We start from the raw sequence: 19,587 nt of genomic DNA, 5'->3' as shown, positions 1-19,587 counted from the left end.
GTTCCATTTGAATGAGTGGACGGGCCATCCATGCACAATGAGGGGGAGATGGGAAAGTATGTTGGAATTTGATTTTGAAATGGAGAGCTTGGCGCAAATTAAAGTAATTGGCGTGGGCGGCGGCGGCAGCAATGCCGTGAACCGAATGATCGAAAACGGCGTTCAAGGCGTCGAATTCATCACGGTGAATACCGATGCTCAAGCTTTGCATATGGCCAAATCGGAACATAAACTGCAAATCGGGGATAAGCTGACACGCGGCCTCGGTGCCGGAGCCAACCCTGAAGTAGGGAAAAAGGCGGCCGAAGAGTCGCGCGATCTGATCATGAATACCCTCAAAGGCGCTGACATGGTTTTTGTGACCGCAGGCATGGGCGGGGGAACCGGTACGGGAGCCGCTCCGGTCATCGCCGAAATCGCCAAGGAATGCGGAGCATTGACCGTCGGCGTGGTGACGCGCCCGTTTACATTTGAAGGGCCCAGACGTTCCAAACAGGCCGAGCTCGGGATCGAAAGCCTCAAAGAAAAAGTCGATACGCTTATCGTTATTCCGAATGATCGGCTTTTGGAAATCGTCGACAAAAAAACGCCGATGCTTGAGGCGTTTCGCGAGGCGGACAACGTGCTGCGCCAAGCGGTACAGGGCATTTCCGACTTGATCGCGGTGCCCGGACTGATCAACCTCGATTTCGCAGACGTCAAAACGATTATGACCGAACGCGGTTCGGCTTTGATGGGGATTGGTTTGGCAACAGGCGAAAACCGCGCGGCCGAAGCTGCACGCAAGGCCATTATGAGCCCGCTGCTCGAAACTTCGATCGAAGGCGCTCGAGGCATTATCATGAACATTACGGGAGGTATGAACTTGTCCCTTTATGAAGTCAATGAGGCGGCCGAAATCGTAACTTCCGCATCCGATCCGGAAGTCAACATGATCTTCGGTGCGATGATTGAAGAAAGCATGAAGGATGAAATCAAAGTCACCGTCATCGCCACGGGGTTTGAAAACCAGGCGCCTGCGACTTCATACCGCAAACCGGGAGCGGCCGCGCAGCCGACGGAACAGCCGGAAACCCGCAACAACACGCAGAACCTTCGTCCGTTCGGCAACCAGACCAGCGGCGACCAATTGGACATTCCGACGTTTTTGCGGAACCGTTCGCGCAACAAGGACTAATTCCATACCGATAACCCAAAGACCCGCAAGCCATCGCTGGATGGAAGCGGGTCTTTTTTATTGCATGTTGGAGCATTTGAGTACGGCTTGGAGTAGTCCAACCGGCAGCGTCCGGTTGATCCTGGTCCTGATTCAAGGGGAATTCAACTTTTTCACATCGGCCGCCGCTTGAGCGGGATAGGATTGATTGATGGCCCCGTTCGGGATCGAAATGCCGATATGATCCCCGATCTCCACGGCATGATAATCCGCAGGGCTAATCGTAAGCCAGATCGCATTGGGCATCGCTTCCTCCAAAATTCGATTCAGCGGCGTGTGCCGATCCGGAACTTTGTCGCGAACCGCCAAAACCCTCCCGTCTTCTTTGGCCACGACGTAACCTTCCTTAACGTCCCAACGTTCCTCGGCTGCGCGATCCGGCGAGGGAGGGCCAGCTATCCACGCCAGGAGCACGAACAGCCACATCATGATTTTGCTCATCGTTATTCCTCCGCACGAACGATTTTCAGAACGTATTGCTGCGCTTTTTTAATCTAACGAACAGGGAGGCCGGAATGTTTCAGCCCATGGCGAGGAGTTTCCTTTCTATTTTGGCGGGTTCGGGAGTTGCGGCACTCAGGGTAAACGCTTGCGAACCGCCTCTCAAAAAGCAGCGGGACTCGACAAAAAAAGTTGAAGTCCGGCCCCCAATTTTAGACAGACTTTGGATAGGGATCTTTTTATACTAAATACATCTCCCAAGTCTAAAGCCACTTATAAACCGAATCATTCAAAGCTAGTCATATCAATTTCCGAAAGAATCCATGATAAGCAGGCAGGTGATGGGGCTGGTTGTTTATATTGATCTGATTTTCATCACCAATCTGTTGATCGACGGCGCCCTGCTGTGGCTGACGGCCTGGATGAGAAAGCAGCGGCTGCGCTGGTGGCGGCTTGCGGCGTCGTCAACGGTAGGCGCGATGTACGTCGTCATGATGTTCCTGCCCGAACTTTCCTTTATGTATACGTTTATGCTCAAATTCGCCTTGTCACTGTTGATGCTCTGGATCGCTTTCGGATTCGGAAGTCTGCAAAACTATATCCGGAACACGGGAGCTTTTTATATGATCAACTTCGCGGCAGCCGGCGGCATCATCGGAATCCATTATTTGCTAAAGAACACGGGAGAAATTTTTAACGGCATATGGTTTACGGCTTCCGGGGGGCTTTCGTTTGAGCTGAAAATCGGTTTTTGGTTTACGTTCATAACGTGTTTCGGGGTGCTTTTATGGTTTAAATCCGTTTATTCCACGCGCCGGAAGCTGGAGAACAGGCAAACCTACATGGGAGAAGTAAGCGTGACGATCGGAGGGTATACCGTGAGCTGCAACGGGTTGCTTGATACCGGGAACCAGCTGTCGGATCCGCTAACGCGAACCCCCGTCATGGTCATGGAGGCATCGCTTTGGAAGGAAAAGCTGCCTGCCGCTTGGCTGCAGCGGCTTGCTGAGGGAGAACCGGACAAACTGCTGCTTGAGCTGGACGCTGCCGAATTCGAATGGCGGGATCGGCTGCGCCTGGTGCCGTACCGGGGCGTAAACCGGGGGTCTGCCTTTATGCTGGCGATCAAACCGGACACCGTGGACATCCGAATCGGGAATCAGACAAGCCGTGCCGCGAAGGTGTTGATCGGACTTGACGGCGGCCAATTGTCAGGCGACAGGTCCTATCAGGCCATCATTCACCCGGAGCTGGTGCAGGAGGAAAACGTCGTGAAATCCGAGGCGCAGGCGCCGGTTAAACCGACGTCGATCCATCTGTAGCGGTTGAAGCGGGATTGGAAATGCTGCAAGCCCTGCCAGGCTGACGTTCTGGGGGCGAAATGATGCTATGGCATGCTGGTTCTATTTTTGAAGCGTTGAAGAGGAAACGGAATGAAGCTTACGAAGACAGGTTCCCTTTGGGAAACTTAAGCCAATGCTTACGAAGTCAAATTTCCCTTCGGGAAATTAAGCAAATGCTTACGAAGACAGTTCCCTTCGGGAAACTTAAGCAAATGCTTACGAAGATAGTTTCCCTTCGGGAAACTTTTAGGAGGACGACAAATGCTTGTAAAATGGCGATTGATCGCGCAGCTGCAATATTATCGATTCCTTTTTCTGCTGGGACTGAAAAGCGAAGAAATCTACTATATCGGCGGCAGCGAGGCGCTCCCTCCCCCGCTGACCCGGGAGGAAGAGGAGTATCTCCTGCAGCGGCTCCCGACGGGGGATGCGGCAATCAGGTCGATGCTGATTGAGCGCAATCTGCGCCTGGTCGTCTACATTGCCCGCAAGTTTGAAAACACCGGCATCAACATCGAGGATCTGGTGTCCATCGGCGCCATCGGGCTGATCAAGGCGGTCAACACGTTCGACCCCGAAAAAAAGATCAAGCTCGCCACCTACGCGTCGCGTTGCATCGAAAACGAAATATTGATGTATCTGCGCCGCAACAGCAAAATCCGCAGCGAGGTTTCTTTCGACGAGCCGCTGAACATCGATTGGGACGGCAACGAACTGCTCCTGTCCGATGTCCTTGGAACCGAAAACGATACGATCTACCGCAATATCGAGGAGCAGGTCGACCGGAAGCTGCTTCACAAGGCGCTCGAAAAGCTGACCGACCGGGAGCGCACGATCATGGAGCTGCGTTTCGGCCTTCAGGACGGCGAAGAAAAGACGCAAAAAGATGTTGCGGATATGCTCGGGATTTCCCAATCCTACATATCCAGGCTCGAAAAAAGGATCATCAAAAGACTCCGCAAGGAGTTCAACAAGATGGTGTAGCAAATTTTTGCAAGGAATAAAATGAGCCCCCAGGGAGATAATGTACATTAATGTTTCTCCTTGGGAGGTAAATCATCATGACCCGAAACAAAGTCGAAATTTGTGGTGTGGATACCGCTAAATTGCCGGTCCTCACCAACGTGGAAATGCGGGAATTGTTCCACTCCTTGCAGCAACACAACGAACGGTCAGCCAGAGAAAAGCTCGTGAATGGCAATTTGAGACTGGTGCTCAGCGTCATTCAGCGCTTCAACAATCGGGGGGAATTTGTCGACGATTTGTTTCAGGTAGGCTGTATCGGACTGATGAAGGCTATTGATAATTTTGACTTGTCGCAAAACGTGAAATTTTCGACCTATGCGGTTCCGATGATCATCGGCGAAATCCGCAGGTACCTGAGGGACAACAATCCGATCCGGGTCTCGAGATCGCTGCGCGACATCGCCTACAAGGCGCTCCAGGTGCGCGATTCCCTGACCAACCAAAATTCCCGGGAACCGACGATTTTCGAAATTTCCGAAGTGCTCAACGTGCCCAAAGAGGATGTCGTTTTTGCCCTGGACGCGATCCAGGATCCCGTGTCGCTGTTCGAACCGATTTACCATGACGGCGGCGATCCCATCTATGTGATGGATCAAATCAGCGACGACAAAAACAAGGATGTGCAATGGATTGAAGAAATTGCCCTGCGCGAAGCGATGCAAAGACTCGGCCAGCGGGAAAAAATGATTCTTTCCATGCGCTTTTTCGAAGGCAAAACCCAAATGGAGGTCGCCGACGAAATCGGCATTTCCCAAGCTCAGGTGTCCCGTTTGGAAAAATCGGCCATCCAACAAATGCAAAAGCATGTGAAATCGTAACCTTAAAAATTGAATATTGAGGATTGGCTTGAAGCGTTTCGCTGCGTTCTCTTTGCCAAGCCTATAAACCTAAAAGCGATCCGTTCCGGGTCGCTTTTTTAGATGGATCGTCCATCAGCGCCAGCTCTCCATCAGACTATGTGGAATGTCGCGTTTTCATGCGTGCGCGGCCTTCTAAAATCTTTGGGCGGAAGGCATGCCGGGTGTATCTTATCGGAACATCCGCATGGCCGGGCAATTTTCAAAAAGAAGGGCATTTTGCCCAAAGGGAACATATACATATATCAAGATGCGGTAGCGGATATTCAGGCACGGAAACTTAGGAGGAAAAGGGGCTGCAGACGTTGATTCCAGAAAAACAATCGGTGGGGATTCACATGAAAATATCCGATTTTCAAACCAAAGACGTCATCAATATCGTAGACGGCAAACGGCTCGGGCAAATCAGCGATCTGGAGCTGGATCTTCGCCAGGGCCGAATCGAGGCGATCGTCGTGCCTAGCTACAATAAATTTTTGGGGCTGTTCGGCGGAGGGGCGGACCTGGTGATTCCATGGCAAAACATCGTCAAAATCGGGTCGGACGTCGTTCTGGTCAAAATGGAGGAACTCAAAACGCTGCCAAACGAAAAAGATGCTTCGTCTTACGGGGAACGGCAGGAACGGGACCGCCGAAATTACAGGGATTTGTGAGGGCTGATGTGGTACACTGGAAGTTGAGGTGAAATGGAATGGAACCGTTTGTGTTGAAAGAGGAGCAAGGGCAGCCGGCGCTTTTTATGTTGGAGCCCTGGATGAGCCGCTATGACGGCATCAGTGCCGGGTTTACCGGGCGGAACGGGGGCGTCGGCCAAGCGCCTTACGATTCTTTGAATTGCGCTTTTCACGTCGGCGACCGTCCTGAGGACGTCATTTCCAACCGCAAGCTTATTGCAGGCCGGCTCGGATTCACGCTCGATGCATGGACATGCGGGGAACAGGTCCACCGCGCCGATATCGCGATCATTGACGAACGTTTGGCGGGGGCGGGAAGCCTGACCCGGGAATCCGCCGTTCAGGATACGGATGGGCTGTTGACCAACGTACCGGGCGTGCTGCTGACGTCCTTTTATGCCGATTGCGTGCCTTTGTTTTTTTATGATCCGGTAAAAGAAGTTGCCGGGTTGGCGCATGCTGGCTGGAAAGGAACGGTAGCCCGTATCGCGGCCAACATGGTTGAGCGCATGCAGGAATCTTTTGGAAGCCGGACGGAAGATATCAGGGCTGCGATCGGCCCGTCCATCGGATTCTGCTGCTATGAGGTAGATGGAAAAGTTATGTCTTATGTCCATGATTTAGAAAAAGATTTCCTGGGTAATGACGAATATTCCGTTTCGGATTGTTACATAGCCAAAGAAGACGGCAAATACATGCTCAACTTGAAAGAATTGAATCGACACATTATGATTAAAGCAGGAATATTGCCGACACATATCGAATGTACATCATGGTGTACGAGCTGTCGTAACGATCTGTTTTTCTCATACCGGAAGGATGGGGGAACGACAGGACGAATGGCGAGTTGGATCGGGCTAAAAGAGAGGTGAGCCTTCCATGACGTTGGAAGAGCGGATACAGGAAGTCAATAAACGCATTGAACAAGCATGTCTGCGGAGCGGCAGAGCGCCCCAGGAAGTAAAAACCGTTGCGGTAACGAAGTACGTTTCGGCAGCGATGACGGCGAAGGTGCTGGACGGCGGGCTGGAGCACATCGGCGAAAATCGGTGGCAAAACGCCCAGGATAAATGGGAGGCGCTCGGCCACCGGGGAACGTGGCATTTTATCGGTCACCTGCAGACCAATAAAGTGAAGGACGTGATCGGGAGGTTCGAGTATATCCATTCGCTGGACAGGCTTTCGCTTGCGAAGGAACTCGAGAAGCAGGCCGCCGCGCGCGGGCTTACAGTCAAAACCTTTTTGCAGGTCAACGTTTCCGGGGAAGACAGCAAATACGGCTTGGCTCCCGGGGAAGCGGCAGCGTTTTTGCAGGACATTCAAAGCTTTTCCCATATTAAAGTGATCGGATTGATGACGATGGCTCCTTTTGAAGACGATGCGGAAGCAACCCGTTTCGTTTTCAGGGGGCTGCGCGAGTTAAGGGATGAATTAAACCGCAAGGGCGTTACGCGGGAACCGTTAACGGAACTTTCCATGGGCATGTCTAACGATTTTGAAGTGGCGATCGAGGAAGGAGCGACTTGGATCCGCTTAGGCAGCATTTTAGTAGGGAAAGAGGAGGGGGAAGGATGAGCGTTATGAATAAATTCATGTCTTTTTTGGGGTTGCAGGAGCAGGAGGAAATCGTGGAGCGGGAACAGCTCCCCGTTGAAGAAGAAGTTGAAACTCCGCCGGTGGAAACACGTAGAAACCCAAGGGGAAACAATGTGGTTAGCATTCATTCGCAAAAAAACGTCAAGGTCATCCTCCACGAACCGCGTTCCTATGACGAAGCCCAGGAAATCGCCGATCATTTGCGGTCCCATCGGACCGTGGTCGTCAACCTGCAGCGCGTCCGCACCGACCAGGCGCTCCGGATCATCGATTTTCTCAGCGGAACGGTTTATGCCTTGAGCGGCAGTATTTCCAAGGTCGGGGGGAACATCTTTTTATGTACCCCGGATACGGTCGAAATCTCTGGCACCATTTCCGAAATACTTGCGGATGAACATGATTACAACAGAATGAGGTGAGCCGATTTTGGCCGAAATAATTACGATCGTGCAGTATCTGTTTCAAATTTATTTTTACATGATTATCGTGTACGTGCTGATGTCTTGGCTTCCGAACCTGCGCGAAAGCTTTATCGGCGAGCTTCTGGGCAAGCTGGTGGAGCCGTACTTGTCGCCGTTTCGCCGTTTTATTCCTCCGATCGCGGGCATGCTCGACATTTCGCCGATCATTGCGCTGCTGGTGCTGCAATTTGCCGAGCGGGGCGTCATTGCGATACTGCTGTATTTTTGGGCGTGAGTGAGCGATGAAGCTGGACATTTACGAGCATTTTCATCCCGACGAACGCGAGTTTGTGGACCGGGCCTGGGAGTGGGTTGTGAACGCGGGCCAATACCATGAGACGAGACTGACGGATTTTCTGGATCCAAGACAGGCATTTATCGTGGAATCGCTGGTGAATCGCCATCCGGACGTGCATGCGCGGTTTGACGGAGGGTACGGGGAGGCGGAACGGAAACGGGCGCTGATCGCCCCGGACTATAGCGATTTGGACGCGGAGGACATGAAATTAAAGGTGCTTAGCATCGATTCCGCGGATCAGAAGTTTCTGTCGCTGGAGCACGGCGATTATATGGGATCGATTTTGGGCCTTGGCATCAAACGTTCCAAAATCGGCGACATCCATGTGCTGGAGCACGGCTGTCACACGGTGGTTTGCGAAGAAATCAGCGCTTTTCTGGATATGAACCTGAACCAGGTGCACCGCGTGCACGTTCAGAGCGAAATTTTGCCGATCGAGCAGCTTCGCACGAACAAGGTGACGCTGGAGCCGATGGATATTACGGTTGCGTCGCTGCGTCTTGACGGGATCGCCTCCGACGTGTACAGGCTCAGCCGGAGCAAAGTGCTGATCCCGATTCGGGCCGGACGGTGCCGCGTGAACTGGAAAACCGTCGAGGACCCGTCGGCTCCCCTGAAAGCCGGAGACGTCGTATCGATGCAGGGGTTCGGCCGTTTCAAGGTGCTTGAGGCGGGGGACGTAACCAAAAAAGGACGCTACCGGGTTAAAATAGGTAAATTTGTGTAGACTCGCAGCAGGAAATAGGTTATTCCTGTCGAAATGTAATTCAAGCGAATGCTAATCAAATCATTTACTTCGGCCGATACATTCCAAGTGGGCTGTATCCAGATCCGTTTGATAACACAGGGAGACCTGGACATTCTTAGGAGGTGCACATCTATGCCATTAACGCCGCTCGACATACATAACAAGGAGTTTTCCCGCAGGCTCCGGGGCTATGACGAGGATGAAGTGAATGAATTCCTCGATCAGGTCATCAAGGATTATGAGAGCGTCATCCGTGAAAACAAGGAACTTCATAATCAGCTGATGTCGTTGCAGGAACGGTTGGACCATTTCCTCAATATCGAAGAGACGCTTTCGAAAACGATCATCGTGGCGCAGGAAGCGGCCGACGAGGTCAAAAACAACGCCAAGAAAGAAGCCCAGCTGATCATTAAAGAGTCCGAGAAGAACGCGGACCGGATCATCAACGAGTCGCTGGCCAAGTCGCGTAAAATCGCGATGGAAGTGGAAGAATTAAAAAAGCAGGCTTCCATTTACCGCACCCGTTTCCGGACGCTGGTGGAAGCGCAGTTGGAGCTTTTGAGCCAGGAAAGCTGGGATGCCTTGGAATCGTCCGGCGAATCCCGGAGTACGCGAGAAGCTAACGAAGTGTACTAGGCTTCTGCTTGGTTGACTTTTGATTCAAAAAGGGCTATAACTATAGTCATATCGGTTGTCGCTCGAAGTGGCGGCAGCATTTGAATGCATATGGATTCCATGATGGGATAAGTAAGCTTTGGATATGTTCTCCAGAGAGCCGGCATTTGCTGAGAGCCGGCGTTCAGACCGAAGCCGAAGATCCTCCCGGAGAAGCGAAGCTGAAGCGTTAGCGTTAACGTGCGTAAGCCGAGCCGGCATGCCGAACGTTATATCGGCTCCTTGCTGACGGCGGATTTGGGTTGATGAATATCCGGTAAGGCGAGGACTTGAGGAGTCGTTCAGGAGAGCTTGTTTCTCTATGAGCGGAATTAGGGTGGTCACGCGAGCAGAAGCCTCGTCCCTTTTAGGGATGAGGCTTTATTTGTGTTTGTTTTATCGAATCCCCCTAAATCCCCCTTTCCAAAGGGGGACCCCAGAGAGCGCTGCCCTCTGGACACCCGAAAGTTCGGCGTAGGGAGGGGGAGTGGCTCGCTAAAGCTGCTTTTGGAGGAGTGCCCGGTTCTTCCTCAGCTTCCTTGCGGTTCGCTATCGGGAACCTTCCATGCGTGCATGGGGTGTGGCGCGCTAAAGCTGCTTTAGGTGGTGTGCCCGGTTCTTCCTCGACTCCCTTCGGATCGTCATCGGGAACCTTTCATGCGTGCGATGGGTGCGGCGCACTACAGGGGCTTTTGGAGGTGTGATCGGTTCTTCCTCGGCTCCCTTCGGATCGCCATCGGGAACCTTCCATGCGTGCATGGGGTGTGGTGCACTACAGGGGCTTTAGGTGGTGTGCCCGGTTCTTCCTCGACTCCCTTCGGATCGTCATCGGGAACCTTTCATGCGTGCGATGGGAGTGGCGCAAGGAGTAACTTTTTGTTTGAAACTAGATAGCGCGTCCGTATAGCGTGCCCCGTTCTTTGCGAATGCAAAGAATCGGGGCGAAAAGCGGGAATCACATAAATAGTATCAAAGTCTGTACTCTGTGACTCCTCCCGACCCATTTCGGGAGTCCAGAGGGCGGAAGCCCTCGGGGTCCCCCTTACGAAGGGGGATTTAGGGGGATGGGAAAACCCATTTCGGGAGTCCAGAGGGCGGAAGCCCTTGGGGTCCCCCTTATGAAGGGGGATTTAGGGGGATGGGAAATCTTTTGAAAGATTTTGGAGGTTGAATATGATGTTAAAAGTCGATGTCAAAGAAAAAGCGCGCACACGCGACCTGCGCGTGCTCAAAAAATGGAACGAGGAAGACACCTTCCGCAGATCGATGGAAAACCGCAAAGGCAGTCCGAACTACGTGTTTTACGAAGGTCCGCCGACGGCGAACGGCGCGCCGCATATCGGGCACGTTCTCGGCCGCGTCATCAAAGACTTTATCGGCCGCTACCAAACGATGAAAGGCTACCGCGTCGTCCGCAAAGCGGGCTGGGATACCCACGGCCTGCCGGTCGAACTCGGCGTGGAAAAACAGCTGGGCATCTCCGGCAAACAAGAGATCGAAAAATACGGCGTGGAAGAATTCATTAAAAAATGTAAAGCCAGCGTATTCGAATATGAAAAACAATGGAGAGAGCTGACCGAGGCCATCGGCTATTGGACCGATCTGGATCATCCTTACATCACGCTTGAAAACAACTACATCGAAAGCGTGTGGAACATCCTCGCGACGATTCATGACAAAGGCCTGCTGTACCGCGGTCACCGCGTAAGCCCGTATTGCCCTTGCTGCCAAACGACGCTCAGCTCCCACGAAGTGGCCCAAGGCTACGAAGATGTCAAAGACTTGAGCGCCACGGCCAAATTCAAGCTGCATGACAGCGGCGACTACGTGCTTGCCTGGACGACCACCCCTTGGACGCTGCCGGCTCACGTTGCACTCGCGATGAATCCGGATATGGATTATGCGCGCGTGCAAAAAAACGGCGAAGTGTACATCGTGGCCAAAAATCTGGTCGAAGACGTGATGAAAGAAGATTATCAAGTGTTGTCCACGCACAAAGGTTCCGAGTTTATCGGAAAAACCTACACGCCGCCATTTACGTACATCAATCCGGAAAAGGGCAACCTGATCGTCGGCGCTTCGTTCGTCACGGACGCAAGCGGTACCGGTATCGTCCATATGGCGCCTGCGCACGGTGAAGACGACTACAGAACATGCCGCGAAAACGGCATCAGCTTCGTCAGCGTCGTTAACGCCCAAGGCCGCTACACCGATGAGGTTACGGATCTGGCCGGACGTTTCGTGAAGGATTGCGATTTGGACATCGTGAAGATGCTGTCGGAAAAAGGCCTTTTGTTCAGCAAGGAAAAATACGAGCACAGCTATCCGTTCTGCTGGCGCTGCAAATCCCCGCTGCTGTATTATGCGATGGAAAGCTGGTTCATCGAAACGACGGCCGTCAAAGATCAGCTGATCGCCAACAACAACGGCGTCGAATGGTTCCCGGGCCATATCCGCGAAGGCCGTTTCGGCAAATTCCTTGAAGATCTGGTGGATTGGAATATCAGCCGGAACCGTTACTGGGGTACGCCGCTGAATGTTTGGGTGTGCGACTCCTGTAAAAAAGAATACGCTCCGCACAGCTTTGCGGATTTGAGAGAACATGCGACCACGGCGCTGCCCGACGATTTTGAGCTGCACAAACCTTACGTGGACGAAGTGAAAGTCAAATGTCCGCACTGCGACGGCGGCGTGATGGAACGCACCTCCGAAGTTATCGACGTATGGTTCGACAGCGGTTCGATGCCGTTTGCGCAGCATCATTATCCGTTCGAAAACGAGAGCACCTTCGAAGAGCAGTTCCCGGCCGACATGATCTGCGAAGGGATCGACCAAACCCGCGGCTGGTTCTACAGCTTGCTGGCGGTATCCACCCTCTTTAAAGGCGTGGCGCCTTACAAAGCGGTTATCGCGACGGGCCACATCTTGGATGAAAACGGACAAAAGATGTCCAAATCCAAAGGCAACGTCATCGATCCGTGGGATATCATCAACGAATTCGGCACGGACGCGTTCCGCTGGGCATTGCTGGCCGACAGCGCGCCATGGAACAGCAAACGGTTCTCCAAGGGCATCGTCGCGGAAGCCAAGTCCAAGGTCGTGGATACTCTCGTGAACACCCATTCGTTCCTGACGTTGTACGCGAACATCGACGGTTACGATCCGGCCGAGCATCCTTTCAAGCCATCCGACAACAAGCTCGACCGCTGGATCCTGTCCCGCTTGAACAGCCTGATCCAATTGGTCGACAAAGGGCTTGCGGTCAACGACTTCCTGAATTCGGCAAAAGGCATCGAAGGATTCATCGACGAACTCAGCAACTGGTACATCCGCCGTTCCCGCGACCGTTTCTGGGGCAGCGGCCTGACCGAAGACAAACTTGCCGCATACGGTACGTTGACGCACGTGCTGCTGACGCTTTCGAAATTGATGGCGCCGTATACGCCGTTCCTCTCCGAGGACATTTACACCAACCTTGGCGGAGGCGAAAGCGTGCATCTGGCGGACTTCCCGCAAGCCGACGAATCGCTGATCGACAAAACGCTTGAAGCTGACATGGAAGCGGCGCGGCAAATCGTCGAGCTTGCCCGCAACGTGCGCAACGAAACCGGCATCAAAACGCGTCAGCCATTGTCCGAGCTGATCGTATCCATGGACCGTTCGTTTGACGCGGCCGGCTACCAGGAGATCATCAAGGAAGAAATCAACGTCAAAAATCTCGTGCTGGAAACAAGCGACAGCGGGTTTGTGGACTTTACGCTCAAAATGAATTTGAAAGTCGCCGGCAAAAAATACGGCAAAAACATCGGCTTCCTTCAAGGCTTCCTGAAAGGCTTGTCTCCGGAGGAAACGAGAGCGGCCGTGCAATCCGGGGGCATCCACGTGACCTCTCCGGAAGGCGAAGAGCTTCAGATCACCGCCGACGAATTGCTCGTCGAAAAACATGCCAAGAGCGGATTCGCGTCGGCCTCCGGTTACGGCATCACGGTTGCCTTGAATACCGAGATCACGCCTGAGCTCGAGCAGGAAGGCTGGGTCCGGGAAGTGGTCCGCGCCGTGCAGGATTACCGCAAAAAGCTGGATCTGCCGATCGAAAAACGCGTCACGCTCGTTTTGGACGCGGACGAGGAGCTGACCGGGGCGATCCAAGCCTTCGACCATGTGCTTCGCGAAAACGTGTTGGTCAAAGACGTCGTATTCGGCCAAGAAGCCGGCATGGAAACCGTCGAATTGGCAGGCAAAACGCTTGGCATTCGCATCGCTGATTGAGGCCTGTTTTAAAAAATAAAGCCCCAAAGAGCTTCCTTGCTGAATGAGAGGCAGGCTTTAGGCAAATAATAGCAGTCAAAAGGAATAAACGAGCCTTAAGGCGCCGGATCGCTCCGGCGGCTTGCAGGCTCGTTTGTTTTTCTTCGCGACAGCTTTTATGAAGGGGAAGTCATCTATGGTCAATGATGAGAATACAGGCGGATCTGCGGCCGAGAAAGAGCAGCTGAACCGGATCTACCAGCTCACGGTCCAAATCGCAAGCGAGATGGAAAAGTCGCGCATCGCCGACTACACCCAGCTTCTTCACAAGCCTTTTCGTTTGATCTGGCTTAATCTGCTTTCGGGAACGGCGCGCGGGGTCGGGATCGCGATCGGGTTCACTTTTTTTGCGGCCACCATCATTTACGTGCTGCAGGTATTAGGCGCACTGAACTTGCCCATCATCGGGGACTATATCGCGGATATCGTCCGCATTGTGCAGCGCCAGATGGAACTGAACACCTATTAACCGAGGATGGGGTCGCCCTTTTCGGGCTAAAGGAGAAAATCCTCTTCGTCCTCTTCTTCTTCTGCCAGCTGGTACATGTCGATGCCTTCGCCCAAATCCATGTATTTTCGGTATTGGTGGTTCCGGACGATATCGATCAAATTGCCGTACATGTCGGTGGCGACGAAAGCTTCCATCGGCTCGACGCATCCTTCAAGCTCTTCGGACGCTTCGATCTCCATATCATTATAACTGTGGACTTCGTTATCCTCGGCATAGGCCGGCGTATTGGACGTACCGAAGTTTTCGACCGCCTGCCAAGCGTCTTCTCCGTCAAAGCCGTTTTGGTCATCGCGTTCATCCAAGCTCGTGCGGCCGAATGGCGGCATCAGGAAATATTCCTCCACCGGCCGGTAGTCGGAAACATGGTGTTTCGGGTTATCCTCCACGCAATATTCCGTCATCGGAACGGCCTCGAGTCGTTCGTATGGGATCGGCTTGTTGCAGACCGGGCAGATGCCGTACGTTCCCTGATCCATCCGTTCAAGCGCGTCGCGGATCAGCTCCATCAGGTGGTCGTCATGGTTTTGAAGCAAAAGGTCCACTTCCCGGTTGTACAAATCGGTAGCCACGTCCCCGGGATGGTTATCGATCAGCGACAGCTCGCCGGTTTGGTCCCGCATGGACTCGTCTACGCCGTATGAATCGTTTTCCTGGTCTTTTTGCTGCAAGGATTGCAACTGCTCTTCCAGCTTGGAGCGCAGATGCTTTAGCTGCGAAGCGGTAAGATGCTGCATCATCACGGGCCCCTTTCCTTTTGCGGCAGCGGTATGCCGCTTGAGACAATTCCTTCTTTTGTAGAATGCGCGAAAGGCTGAGCTTTTACAGAAGGAAAATCTTCTCGGGGATGGACGTTAATGGACGATGTTTGGCGTGCTGTGCTACAATATACAGGTCTTAGTTGACGTGAAGCCGTCAAGGCCGCAAGGCCCAATTGATAAGAACGGAGTGACATGGAGCTGTGTGGTATTACATCCTCGCGATCATCGCGTTTTTAGTGGACCAGGGGACCAAATGGATCATTGCAAAACAACTGGAGCTTGGTCAGGAAATTCCCGTGATCGGAAACTTTTTCCTGATTACCTCCAGCCGCAACCGGGGAGCCGCCTTCGGCATTCTTCCGAACCAACGCTGGTTTTTCATCATCGTTACCGTCGTTGTGGTCATCGCCATTATCTGGTACATGCAAAAGGTTAGAAAAACCTCTGCCCGCAAGCTGCTGCCTGCGGCGCTCAGCCTCGTGCTTGGCGGGGCGATCGGCAATTTCCTCGATCGGGCGCTGACCGGGGAAGTCGTCGACTTTTTGATGTTCAACTTCGGAAGCTACACGTTTCCGATCTTCAACATCGCCGATTCCTGCATCGTTGTAGGCGTGGCGCTCATTATTTTGGACTCGCTGTTCGATTTGAACAAAACCACCAAAGAAGAAGGCAGCAAGGAAGGGAATGAAATCGTGTGAGTGAAGCCGATATCCGGGAATGGGTGATCGATGAGGCTTATGCCAAGGAACGGATCGACAAATACATCACGGAATCTTGGGAAGAGGACGTATCCAGATCGCAGGTGCAGCTTTGGATCGCTTCGGGGCACGTTAAAGTGAACGGCAAACCGGTCAAAGCCAACTATAAACTGGCCGAGGGGGATGTCCTCGAAGTGACCGTGCCCGAACCCGCCGCCGTGGAAATCGTGCCGGAGGATATTCCGCTCGATATCGCTTACGAGGACAGCGACGTCGTCGTGGTGAACAAACCGAGGGGAATGGTCGTGCATCCGGCACCCGGACATGCATCCGGCACCCTGGTGAACGCGCTGATGCATCACTGCAAGGATCTGTCAGGCATTAACGGGGAACTGCGGCCGGGGATCGTGCACCGGATCGACAAAGACACCTCGGGCCTCTTGATGGCTGCCAAAAACGATAAGGCGCACGCCTCGCTTGCCGCCCAACTGAAGGATCACAGCGTGACGCGCAAATATGTTGCGCTTGTGCACGGCAACGTCAGCCATGACCAAGGCACCGTCGATGCGCCAATCGGCCGCGATCCGTTCGACCGCAAAATGTTTACGGTCACCGAAAGAAACAGCAAACACGCGGTTACGCATTTTGCCGTGCTGGAGCGGTTCGGGGATTACACGCTGCTCGAGCTGCAGCTCGAAACCGGCCGGACCCACCAGATTCGCGTCCATATGAAATTTATCGGTCATCCGCTTGTCGGCGACCCGGTCTACGGGCGCAGCAAAGGCATCAAAATGGACGGGCAGGCGCTTCATGCGAAAGTGCTCGGTTTCATCCATCCGTCCAGCGGGGAATATTTGGAATTTACGGCCGATATCCCGCAGGATATGGAAGAGCTGCTCACAAGTCTGCGCAGCCGATGAAAGTACAAATGATACGATAATTAATCCATGGCATTCAGCCATGGATTCCTTCATATTTAGGGTAGGTTTTTTGGAACTTAGCTTAAATGGGAGATGAAGAAACAAATGAGTATCGAACAATACCAACATACGTATATTCAGCACAATTTTGCGGATCGGATTGGCGGATCCAATTATGGTAAAGATACAGCGATTTACAAATTCGAGAAGATCAAGCGCGCCAAAGCGCAAGCGAAAAAGGATTTTCCGGGCGTCGAACTGATCGACCTGGGCGTCGGCGAACCGGATGAGATGGCGGACAGCGGCATCGTCGCCAAGCTTGCCGAAGAAGCGGCCAAGCCTGAAAACCGCGGGTATGCGGACAACGGCATCCCTGAATTCAAGGTTGCGGCAGCCCATTACCTGAAGGAAGTGTTTGGCGTCGAAGGCATCGATCCGGAAACCGAAGTGCTGCATTCGATCGGTTCCAAACCGGCGCTGGCCATGCTGCCTTCATGTTTCATCAATCCGGGCGACGTGACGATCATGACGGTTCCGGGATATCCGGTGATGGGCACGCACACCAAATATTTGGGCGGGGAAGTCTATAACGTCGAACTGACAAAGGAAAACAACTTCCTTCCGGATTTGAATGCCATCCCCGAAGACATCGCCAAGCGGGCCAAGCTGTTTTATTTGAACTACCCGAACAATCCGACGGGCGCCAGCGCAACCGTGGAGTTTTTCGCCGAAGTGGTGGAATGGGCGAAAAAGCATAACGTCGTCATCGTTCATGACGCCCCGTATGCAGCACTGACCTATGACGGGTTGAAGCCGCTCAGCTTTTTGTCCGTTCCGGGGGCGAAAGACGTCGGCGTCGAGCTGCACTCCTTGTCCAAGTCCTACAACATGACCGGCTGGCGGATCGGCTTTATTGCCGGCAACCCGCTTGTCGTCAAGGCTTTCGGCGACGTGAAGGACAACAACGATTCGGGACAATTCATCGCGATCCAAAAAGCGGCCGCATACGGCTTGTACCATCCGGAAATTACCGAAAAAATCGCGGCCAAATATTCCCGCCGGCATGACATGCTGGTTGCCGCGCTGAACGAGCTCGGATTCCAGGCGGAAAAACCGAAAGGCTCCTTCTTCCTGTACGTGGAGGCGCCGAAAGGGATCAAGGGCGGCATCCGTTTCGAATCCGGCGAGGATTTCTCGCAGTATCTGATCCGCGAAAAGCTGATCTCCAGCGTGCCATGGGATGATGCCGGACATTTCGTCCGTTTCTCCGTCACGTTCATCGCAAACGGCGAGGAAGACGAAAAACGCGTTATCGGCGAAATCAAACGCCGTCTGAGCGACGTCGAATTCGAATTCTAATTGAATGTGCTATAAGCGCAAAAAAAAGCGGTCAGCCAACAGGCTGGCCGTTTTTTTATGGGGTCGATGACCAAACCATACAATTGCGGCTTCTGTAACTTTTTGTTATAATTTTTCCATTGATTCATGATTGGGGGTCTTATCGATGGCAATGCGTAATTGCTCATTAGCTAGGAAGTCCTCATGCAAAGCCTGATTTCGGGGCGATACTTTGCGTGAGGTGCGATGGAATGGATTCAATCGCCCAAGCTTCATTTTATCGTTTCTAATAACGGGCTTTGCACCTTATTACATTTTTTTAATCATAATAAGGGGCTGAAGAGCTATGAGTACACCATTTATTAGAAACCATCAGTATAACGTAATTAAGAGACAAACCGAATTCCTTCTGAGAACGCTGCGAACCGTCGCGGACCGGAAAGTCCTGGAGACCGTAAGGTATCGGGCAGCTTTGACGATTACCGAAGCATTTTCTTCCTTAACGGAAGATCAGCGCCGGATGCTGGAACGAATTTCGACCTTCGAGACGGCATACGAATTCCAAAATTATCTCACCGATTTGGAAGCGTACGTGGAGCCTTATCCGCCGATTACGGAGAAGCAGATTCAGAAGTTATTTCCTAAAAGCAAAAAATTGAAAGTACCTGATCTGCAGGCCATCGATTTTCGATTTGTGACGTATCTCGGCTGGGTCGACGTCGCAACGAACCGATTGTTCATCGTGTATCCGCACGAAGGAAAGTTCATCGGGATCGAAGGAAGAATCACGCCGACCAACAAGAAGGGGTATTGCATGTTCTGCAACCGGCACCAGGAGCTGGCCTTCTTCACCGTCAAGACCAAAAGCGCTTTGCCGGATAACTACTCTTCCATCGGCCAATACGTCTGTATCGATAACCATGCATGCAATCAGTCCATTGCCGATACAGGATCACTGGAGAAGTTCATTTTCTCCGTTCTCAAATAAATCGCCAAAGGCTGCCCTTAAGGGCAGCCTTTTTAAGTTGACGACGGCATTAGATGACCTGGTGCACTCCGATCGCAATCAATAGGATGCCCGCAATCCAGCTGGCGCTTTTGCCCAGGCGTTCGCCGGCGATTTTGCGGCCCGCCATCGAGCAAAGGCCGATGCAGATCAAGCTGAACAGGCCTGAAAAAAGCGACGTTTCCCAAATGTTGATGCTCGTGATCCCCGCGTCGAATCCGCCGGCCAAATTATTGATCGACAGCGCGATGCCGAGAATGACCGATTCTTTGAAATCGACGGTTTTGGACCGGTCAATATCGGCCGCTTCCGGATTTTTTAATATCTCCTGGATGGACCCCGAAGGCGTCGTTGGGCTGGGCTTCTTTTGCTCCAGCATCGGCTGCAGCATCACCCAAAGGCCGATGGCCACCAGCATGATCATGCCGATGATGTTGCAGATTTGCGGGGGCATCCACAAAGCGATTACCTGCCCGAACAACCCGCCGATAAGCGTCAGCAGAAAACCCATAAAGGCAATGACCACGCTCGCGTAAAAAGGGATTTTGATGTTTCGTACCCCGTAAGCGGCTCCGACCCCGGCATTATCGAGATTGGACGCAAGCGCGATGGAAACCGACGAAAGCCATGGCGCAACCATATTCTCCAGCACTCCCTTTGATGAAATGATGTTCATGCATTGCCGAATCCTCATCGTATCTTATTAATCCCGGCAACAAAAAGTGACGGTATGG

Annotated in this window: 20 protein-coding genes; 17 read left to right on the top strand and 3 right to left on the bottom strand. The window is 52.8% G+C overall.

The genetic code is table 11. From position 1 onward, the window contains the following. Positions 1–58: 58 nt before the first annotated feature. The gene (ftsZ, locus tag AC27KL_RS16980) at positions 59–1,177 is read left to right on the top strand and encodes a cell division protein FtsZ (protein WP_339324116.1); all 1,119 of its coding nucleotides are present in this window, start codon (positions 59–61) and stop codon (positions 1,175–1,177) included. A gap of 132 nt (positions 1,178–1,309) precedes the next feature. On the opposite strand, the gene AC27KL_RS16975 is transcribed toward ftsZ, so the two are convergent. Beyond that, positions 1,310–1,657 carry a DUF3221 domain-containing protein gene (locus tag AC27KL_RS16975; RefSeq protein WP_487170434.1) on the bottom strand — a complete coding sequence of 116 codons (348 nt, stop codon included), beginning with the start codon at positions 1,655–1,657 and terminating at the stop codon, positions 1,310–1,312. Between the two features lie 347 nt (positions 1,658–2,004). Between AC27KL_RS16975 and spoIIGA the strand changes: the two genes are divergently transcribed. The 12 genes from spoIIGA (at position 2,005) to AC27KL_RS16915 (ending at position 14,091) form a co-directional block, all read left to right on the top strand. Beyond that, positions 2,005–2,979: a sigma-E processing peptidase SpoIIGA gene (spoIIGA, locus tag AC27KL_RS16970; protein WP_487170519.1), complete on the top strand. Its 975-nt coding sequence runs from the start codon at positions 2,005–2,007 to the stop codon at positions 2,977–2,979. A 282-nt stretch (positions 2,980–3,261) separates the two neighbouring features. Next, positions 3,262–3,984, top strand: a complete 723-nt coding sequence (sigE, locus tag AC27KL_RS16965) for an RNA polymerase sporulation sigma factor SigE (protein WP_036713496.1) — start codon at positions 3,262–3,264, stop codon at positions 3,982–3,984. Positions 3,985–4,061: 77 nt separating this feature from the next. After that, positions 4,062–4,844: an RNA polymerase sporulation sigma factor SigG gene (sigG, locus tag AC27KL_RS16960; RefSeq protein ID WP_160044661.1), complete on the top strand. Its 783-nt coding sequence runs from the start codon at positions 4,062–4,064 to the stop codon at positions 4,842–4,844. A 377-nt stretch (positions 4,845–5,221) separates the two neighbouring features. Continuing rightward, entirely contained in the window at positions 5,222–5,536 is a 315-nt protein-coding gene (locus AC27KL_RS16955) for a YlmC/YmxH family sporulation protein (RefSeq protein ID WP_036713528.1), read from the top strand. Between the two features lie 38 nt (positions 5,537–5,574). Next, positions 5,575–6,429 carry a peptidoglycan editing factor PgeF gene (pgeF, locus tag AC27KL_RS16950; RefSeq protein WP_339324118.1) on the top strand — a complete coding sequence of 285 codons (855 nt, stop codon included), beginning with the start codon at positions 5,575–5,577 and terminating at the stop codon, positions 6,427–6,429. A gap of 7 nt (positions 6,430–6,436) precedes the next feature. After that, the gene (locus tag AC27KL_RS16945) at positions 6,437–7,132 is read left to right on the top strand and encodes a YggS family pyridoxal phosphate-dependent enzyme (protein ID WP_487170433.1); all 696 of its coding nucleotides are present in this window, start codon (positions 6,437–6,439) and stop codon (positions 7,130–7,132) included. Next, entirely contained in the window at positions 7,129–7,572 is a 444-nt protein-coding gene (locus tag AC27KL_RS16940) for a cell division protein SepF (RefSeq protein ID WP_036713493.1), read from the top strand. The genes AC27KL_RS16945 and AC27KL_RS16940 overlap by 4 nt, the downstream gene beginning before the upstream one ends. A gap of 4 nt (positions 7,573–7,576) precedes the next feature. Next, positions 7,577–7,849, top strand: coding sequence for a YggT family protein (locus AC27KL_RS16935; RefSeq protein WP_036713492.1), 273 nt, complete (start codon positions 7,577–7,579; stop codon positions 7,847–7,849). 7 nt (positions 7,850–7,856) lie between these two features. Next, positions 7,857–8,639 (top strand): YlmH family RNA-binding protein, encoded by a 783-nt coding sequence (locus AC27KL_RS16930; RefSeq protein ID WP_487170432.1) that lies wholly within the window; start codon positions 7,857–7,859, stop codon positions 8,637–8,639. 153 nt (positions 8,640–8,792) lie between these two features. Continuing rightward, positions 8,793–9,296 carry a DivIVA domain-containing protein gene (locus tag AC27KL_RS16925; RefSeq protein WP_212947123.1) on the top strand — a complete coding sequence of 168 codons (504 nt, stop codon included), beginning with the start codon at positions 8,793–8,795 and terminating at the stop codon, positions 9,294–9,296. Between the two features lie 1,194 nt (positions 9,297–10,490). Further along, positions 10,491–13,583 (top strand): isoleucine--tRNA ligase, encoded by a 3,093-nt coding sequence (gene ileS / locus AC27KL_RS16920; protein ID WP_487170431.1) that lies wholly within the window; start codon positions 10,491–10,493, stop codon positions 13,581–13,583. A 175-nt stretch (positions 13,584–13,758) separates the two neighbouring features. Beyond that, complete coding sequence (locus tag AC27KL_RS16915; protein WP_445164753.1) at positions 13,759–14,091, top strand: DUF5665 domain-containing protein; 333 nt, start codon at positions 13,759–13,761, stop codon at positions 14,089–14,091. 26 nt (positions 14,092–14,117) lie between these two features. Here the strand turns inward: AC27KL_RS16915 and AC27KL_RS16910 are convergent, their stop codons facing one another. Further along, on the bottom strand, positions 14,118–14,867 hold the full coding sequence (locus AC27KL_RS16910) for a TraR/DksA C4-type zinc finger protein (protein ID WP_487170430.1): 750 nt from the start codon (positions 14,865–14,867) through the stop codon (positions 14,118–14,120). A 224-nt stretch (positions 14,868–15,091) separates the two neighbouring features. On the opposite strand from AC27KL_RS16910, the gene lspA reads away from it, so the two are divergent. From lspA to AC27KL_RS16890, 4 genes are all read left to right on the top strand, one after another. Beyond that, a complete protein-coding gene (gene lspA / locus AC27KL_RS16905; protein WP_339324123.1) occupies positions 15,092–15,589 on the top strand; it encodes a signal peptidase II in 498 nt (165 codons plus the stop codon). Next, entirely contained in the window at positions 15,586–16,509 is a 924-nt protein-coding gene (locus tag AC27KL_RS16900; protein ID WP_339324124.1) for an RluA family pseudouridine synthase, read from the top strand. The genes lspA and AC27KL_RS16900 overlap by 4 nt, the downstream gene beginning before the upstream one ends. Before the next feature lie 105 nt (positions 16,510–16,614). Beyond that, entirely contained in the window at positions 16,615–17,868 is a 1,254-nt protein-coding gene (locus AC27KL_RS16895) for an LL-diaminopimelate aminotransferase (RefSeq protein ID WP_036707574.1), read from the top strand. A gap of 325 nt (positions 17,869–18,193) precedes the next feature. After that, positions 18,194–18,835 carry a FusB/FusC family EF-G-binding protein gene (locus AC27KL_RS16890; RefSeq protein WP_339324125.1) on the top strand — a complete coding sequence of 214 codons (642 nt, stop codon included), beginning with the start codon at positions 18,194–18,196 and terminating at the stop codon, positions 18,833–18,835. A gap of 49 nt (positions 18,836–18,884) precedes the next feature. Here AC27KL_RS16890 and ytaF read toward each other — a convergent pair whose 3' ends face one another. Further along, positions 18,885–19,529, bottom strand: a complete 645-nt coding sequence (gene ytaF, locus AC27KL_RS16885; RefSeq protein WP_339324126.1) for a sporulation membrane protein YtaF — start codon at positions 19,527–19,529, stop codon at positions 18,885–18,887. Between the last annotated feature and the right edge of the window lie 58 nt (positions 19,530–19,587).

Source organism: Paenibacillus sp. YAE3, assembly GCF_057546105.1.
This window is presented reverse-complemented; position numbering and strand designations above follow the sequence as displayed.

What these genes read in the sequence shown, in the direction of transcription:
- ftsZ (WP_339324116.1), top strand. Translation starts at nt 59, where the DNA reads ATGTTGGAATTTGATTTTGAAATGGAGAGCTTGGCGCAAATTAAAGTA.
- AC27KL_RS16975 (WP_487170434.1), bottom strand. Translation starts at nt 1,657, where the DNA reads ATGAGCAAAATCATGATGTGGCTGTTCGTGCTCCTGGCGTGGATAGCT.
- sigE (WP_036713496.1), top strand. Translation starts at nt 3,262, where the DNA reads ATGCTTGTAAAATGGCGATTGATCGCGCAGCTGCAATATTATCGATTC.
- sigG (WP_160044661.1), top strand. Translation starts at nt 4,062, where the DNA reads ATGACCCGAAACAAAGTCGAAATTTGTGGTGTGGATACCGCTAAATTG.
- AC27KL_RS16955 (WP_036713528.1), top strand. Translation starts at nt 5,222, where the DNA reads ATGAAAATATCCGATTTTCAAACCAAAGACGTCATCAATATCGTAGAC.
- pgeF (WP_339324118.1), top strand. Translation starts at nt 5,575, where the DNA reads ATGGAACCGTTTGTGTTGAAAGAGGAGCAAGGGCAGCCGGCGCTTTTT.
- AC27KL_RS16945 (WP_487170433.1), top strand. Translation starts at nt 6,437, where the DNA reads ATGACGTTGGAAGAGCGGATACAGGAAGTCAATAAACGCATTGAACAA.
- AC27KL_RS16940 (WP_036713493.1), top strand. Translation starts at nt 7,129, where the DNA reads ATGAGCGTTATGAATAAATTCATGTCTTTTTTGGGGTTGCAGGAGCAG.
- AC27KL_RS16930 (WP_487170432.1), top strand. Translation starts at nt 7,857, where the DNA reads ATGAAGCTGGACATTTACGAGCATTTTCATCCCGACGAACGCGAGTTT.
- AC27KL_RS16925 (WP_212947123.1), top strand. Translation starts at nt 8,793, where the DNA reads ATGCCATTAACGCCGCTCGACATACATAACAAGGAGTTTTCCCGCAGG.
- ileS (WP_487170431.1), top strand. Translation starts at nt 10,491, where the DNA reads ATGTTAAAAGTCGATGTCAAAGAAAAAGCGCGCACACGCGACCTGCGC.
- AC27KL_RS16915 (WP_445164753.1), top strand. Translation starts at nt 13,759, where the DNA reads ATGGTCAATGATGAGAATACAGGCGGATCTGCGGCCGAGAAAGAGCAG.
- AC27KL_RS16910 (WP_487170430.1), bottom strand. Translation starts at nt 14,867, where the DNA reads ATGCAGCATCTTACCGCTTCGCAGCTAAAGCATCTGCGCTCCAAGCTG.
- AC27KL_RS16895 (WP_036707574.1), top strand. Translation starts at nt 16,615, where the DNA reads ATGAGTATCGAACAATACCAACATACGTATATTCAGCACAATTTTGCG.
- AC27KL_RS16890 (WP_339324125.1), top strand. Translation starts at nt 18,194, where the DNA reads ATGAGTACACCATTTATTAGAAACCATCAGTATAACGTAATTAAGAGA.
- ytaF (WP_339324126.1), bottom strand. Translation starts at nt 19,529, where the DNA reads ATGAACATCATTTCATCAAAGGGAGTGCTGGAGAATATGGTTGCGCCA.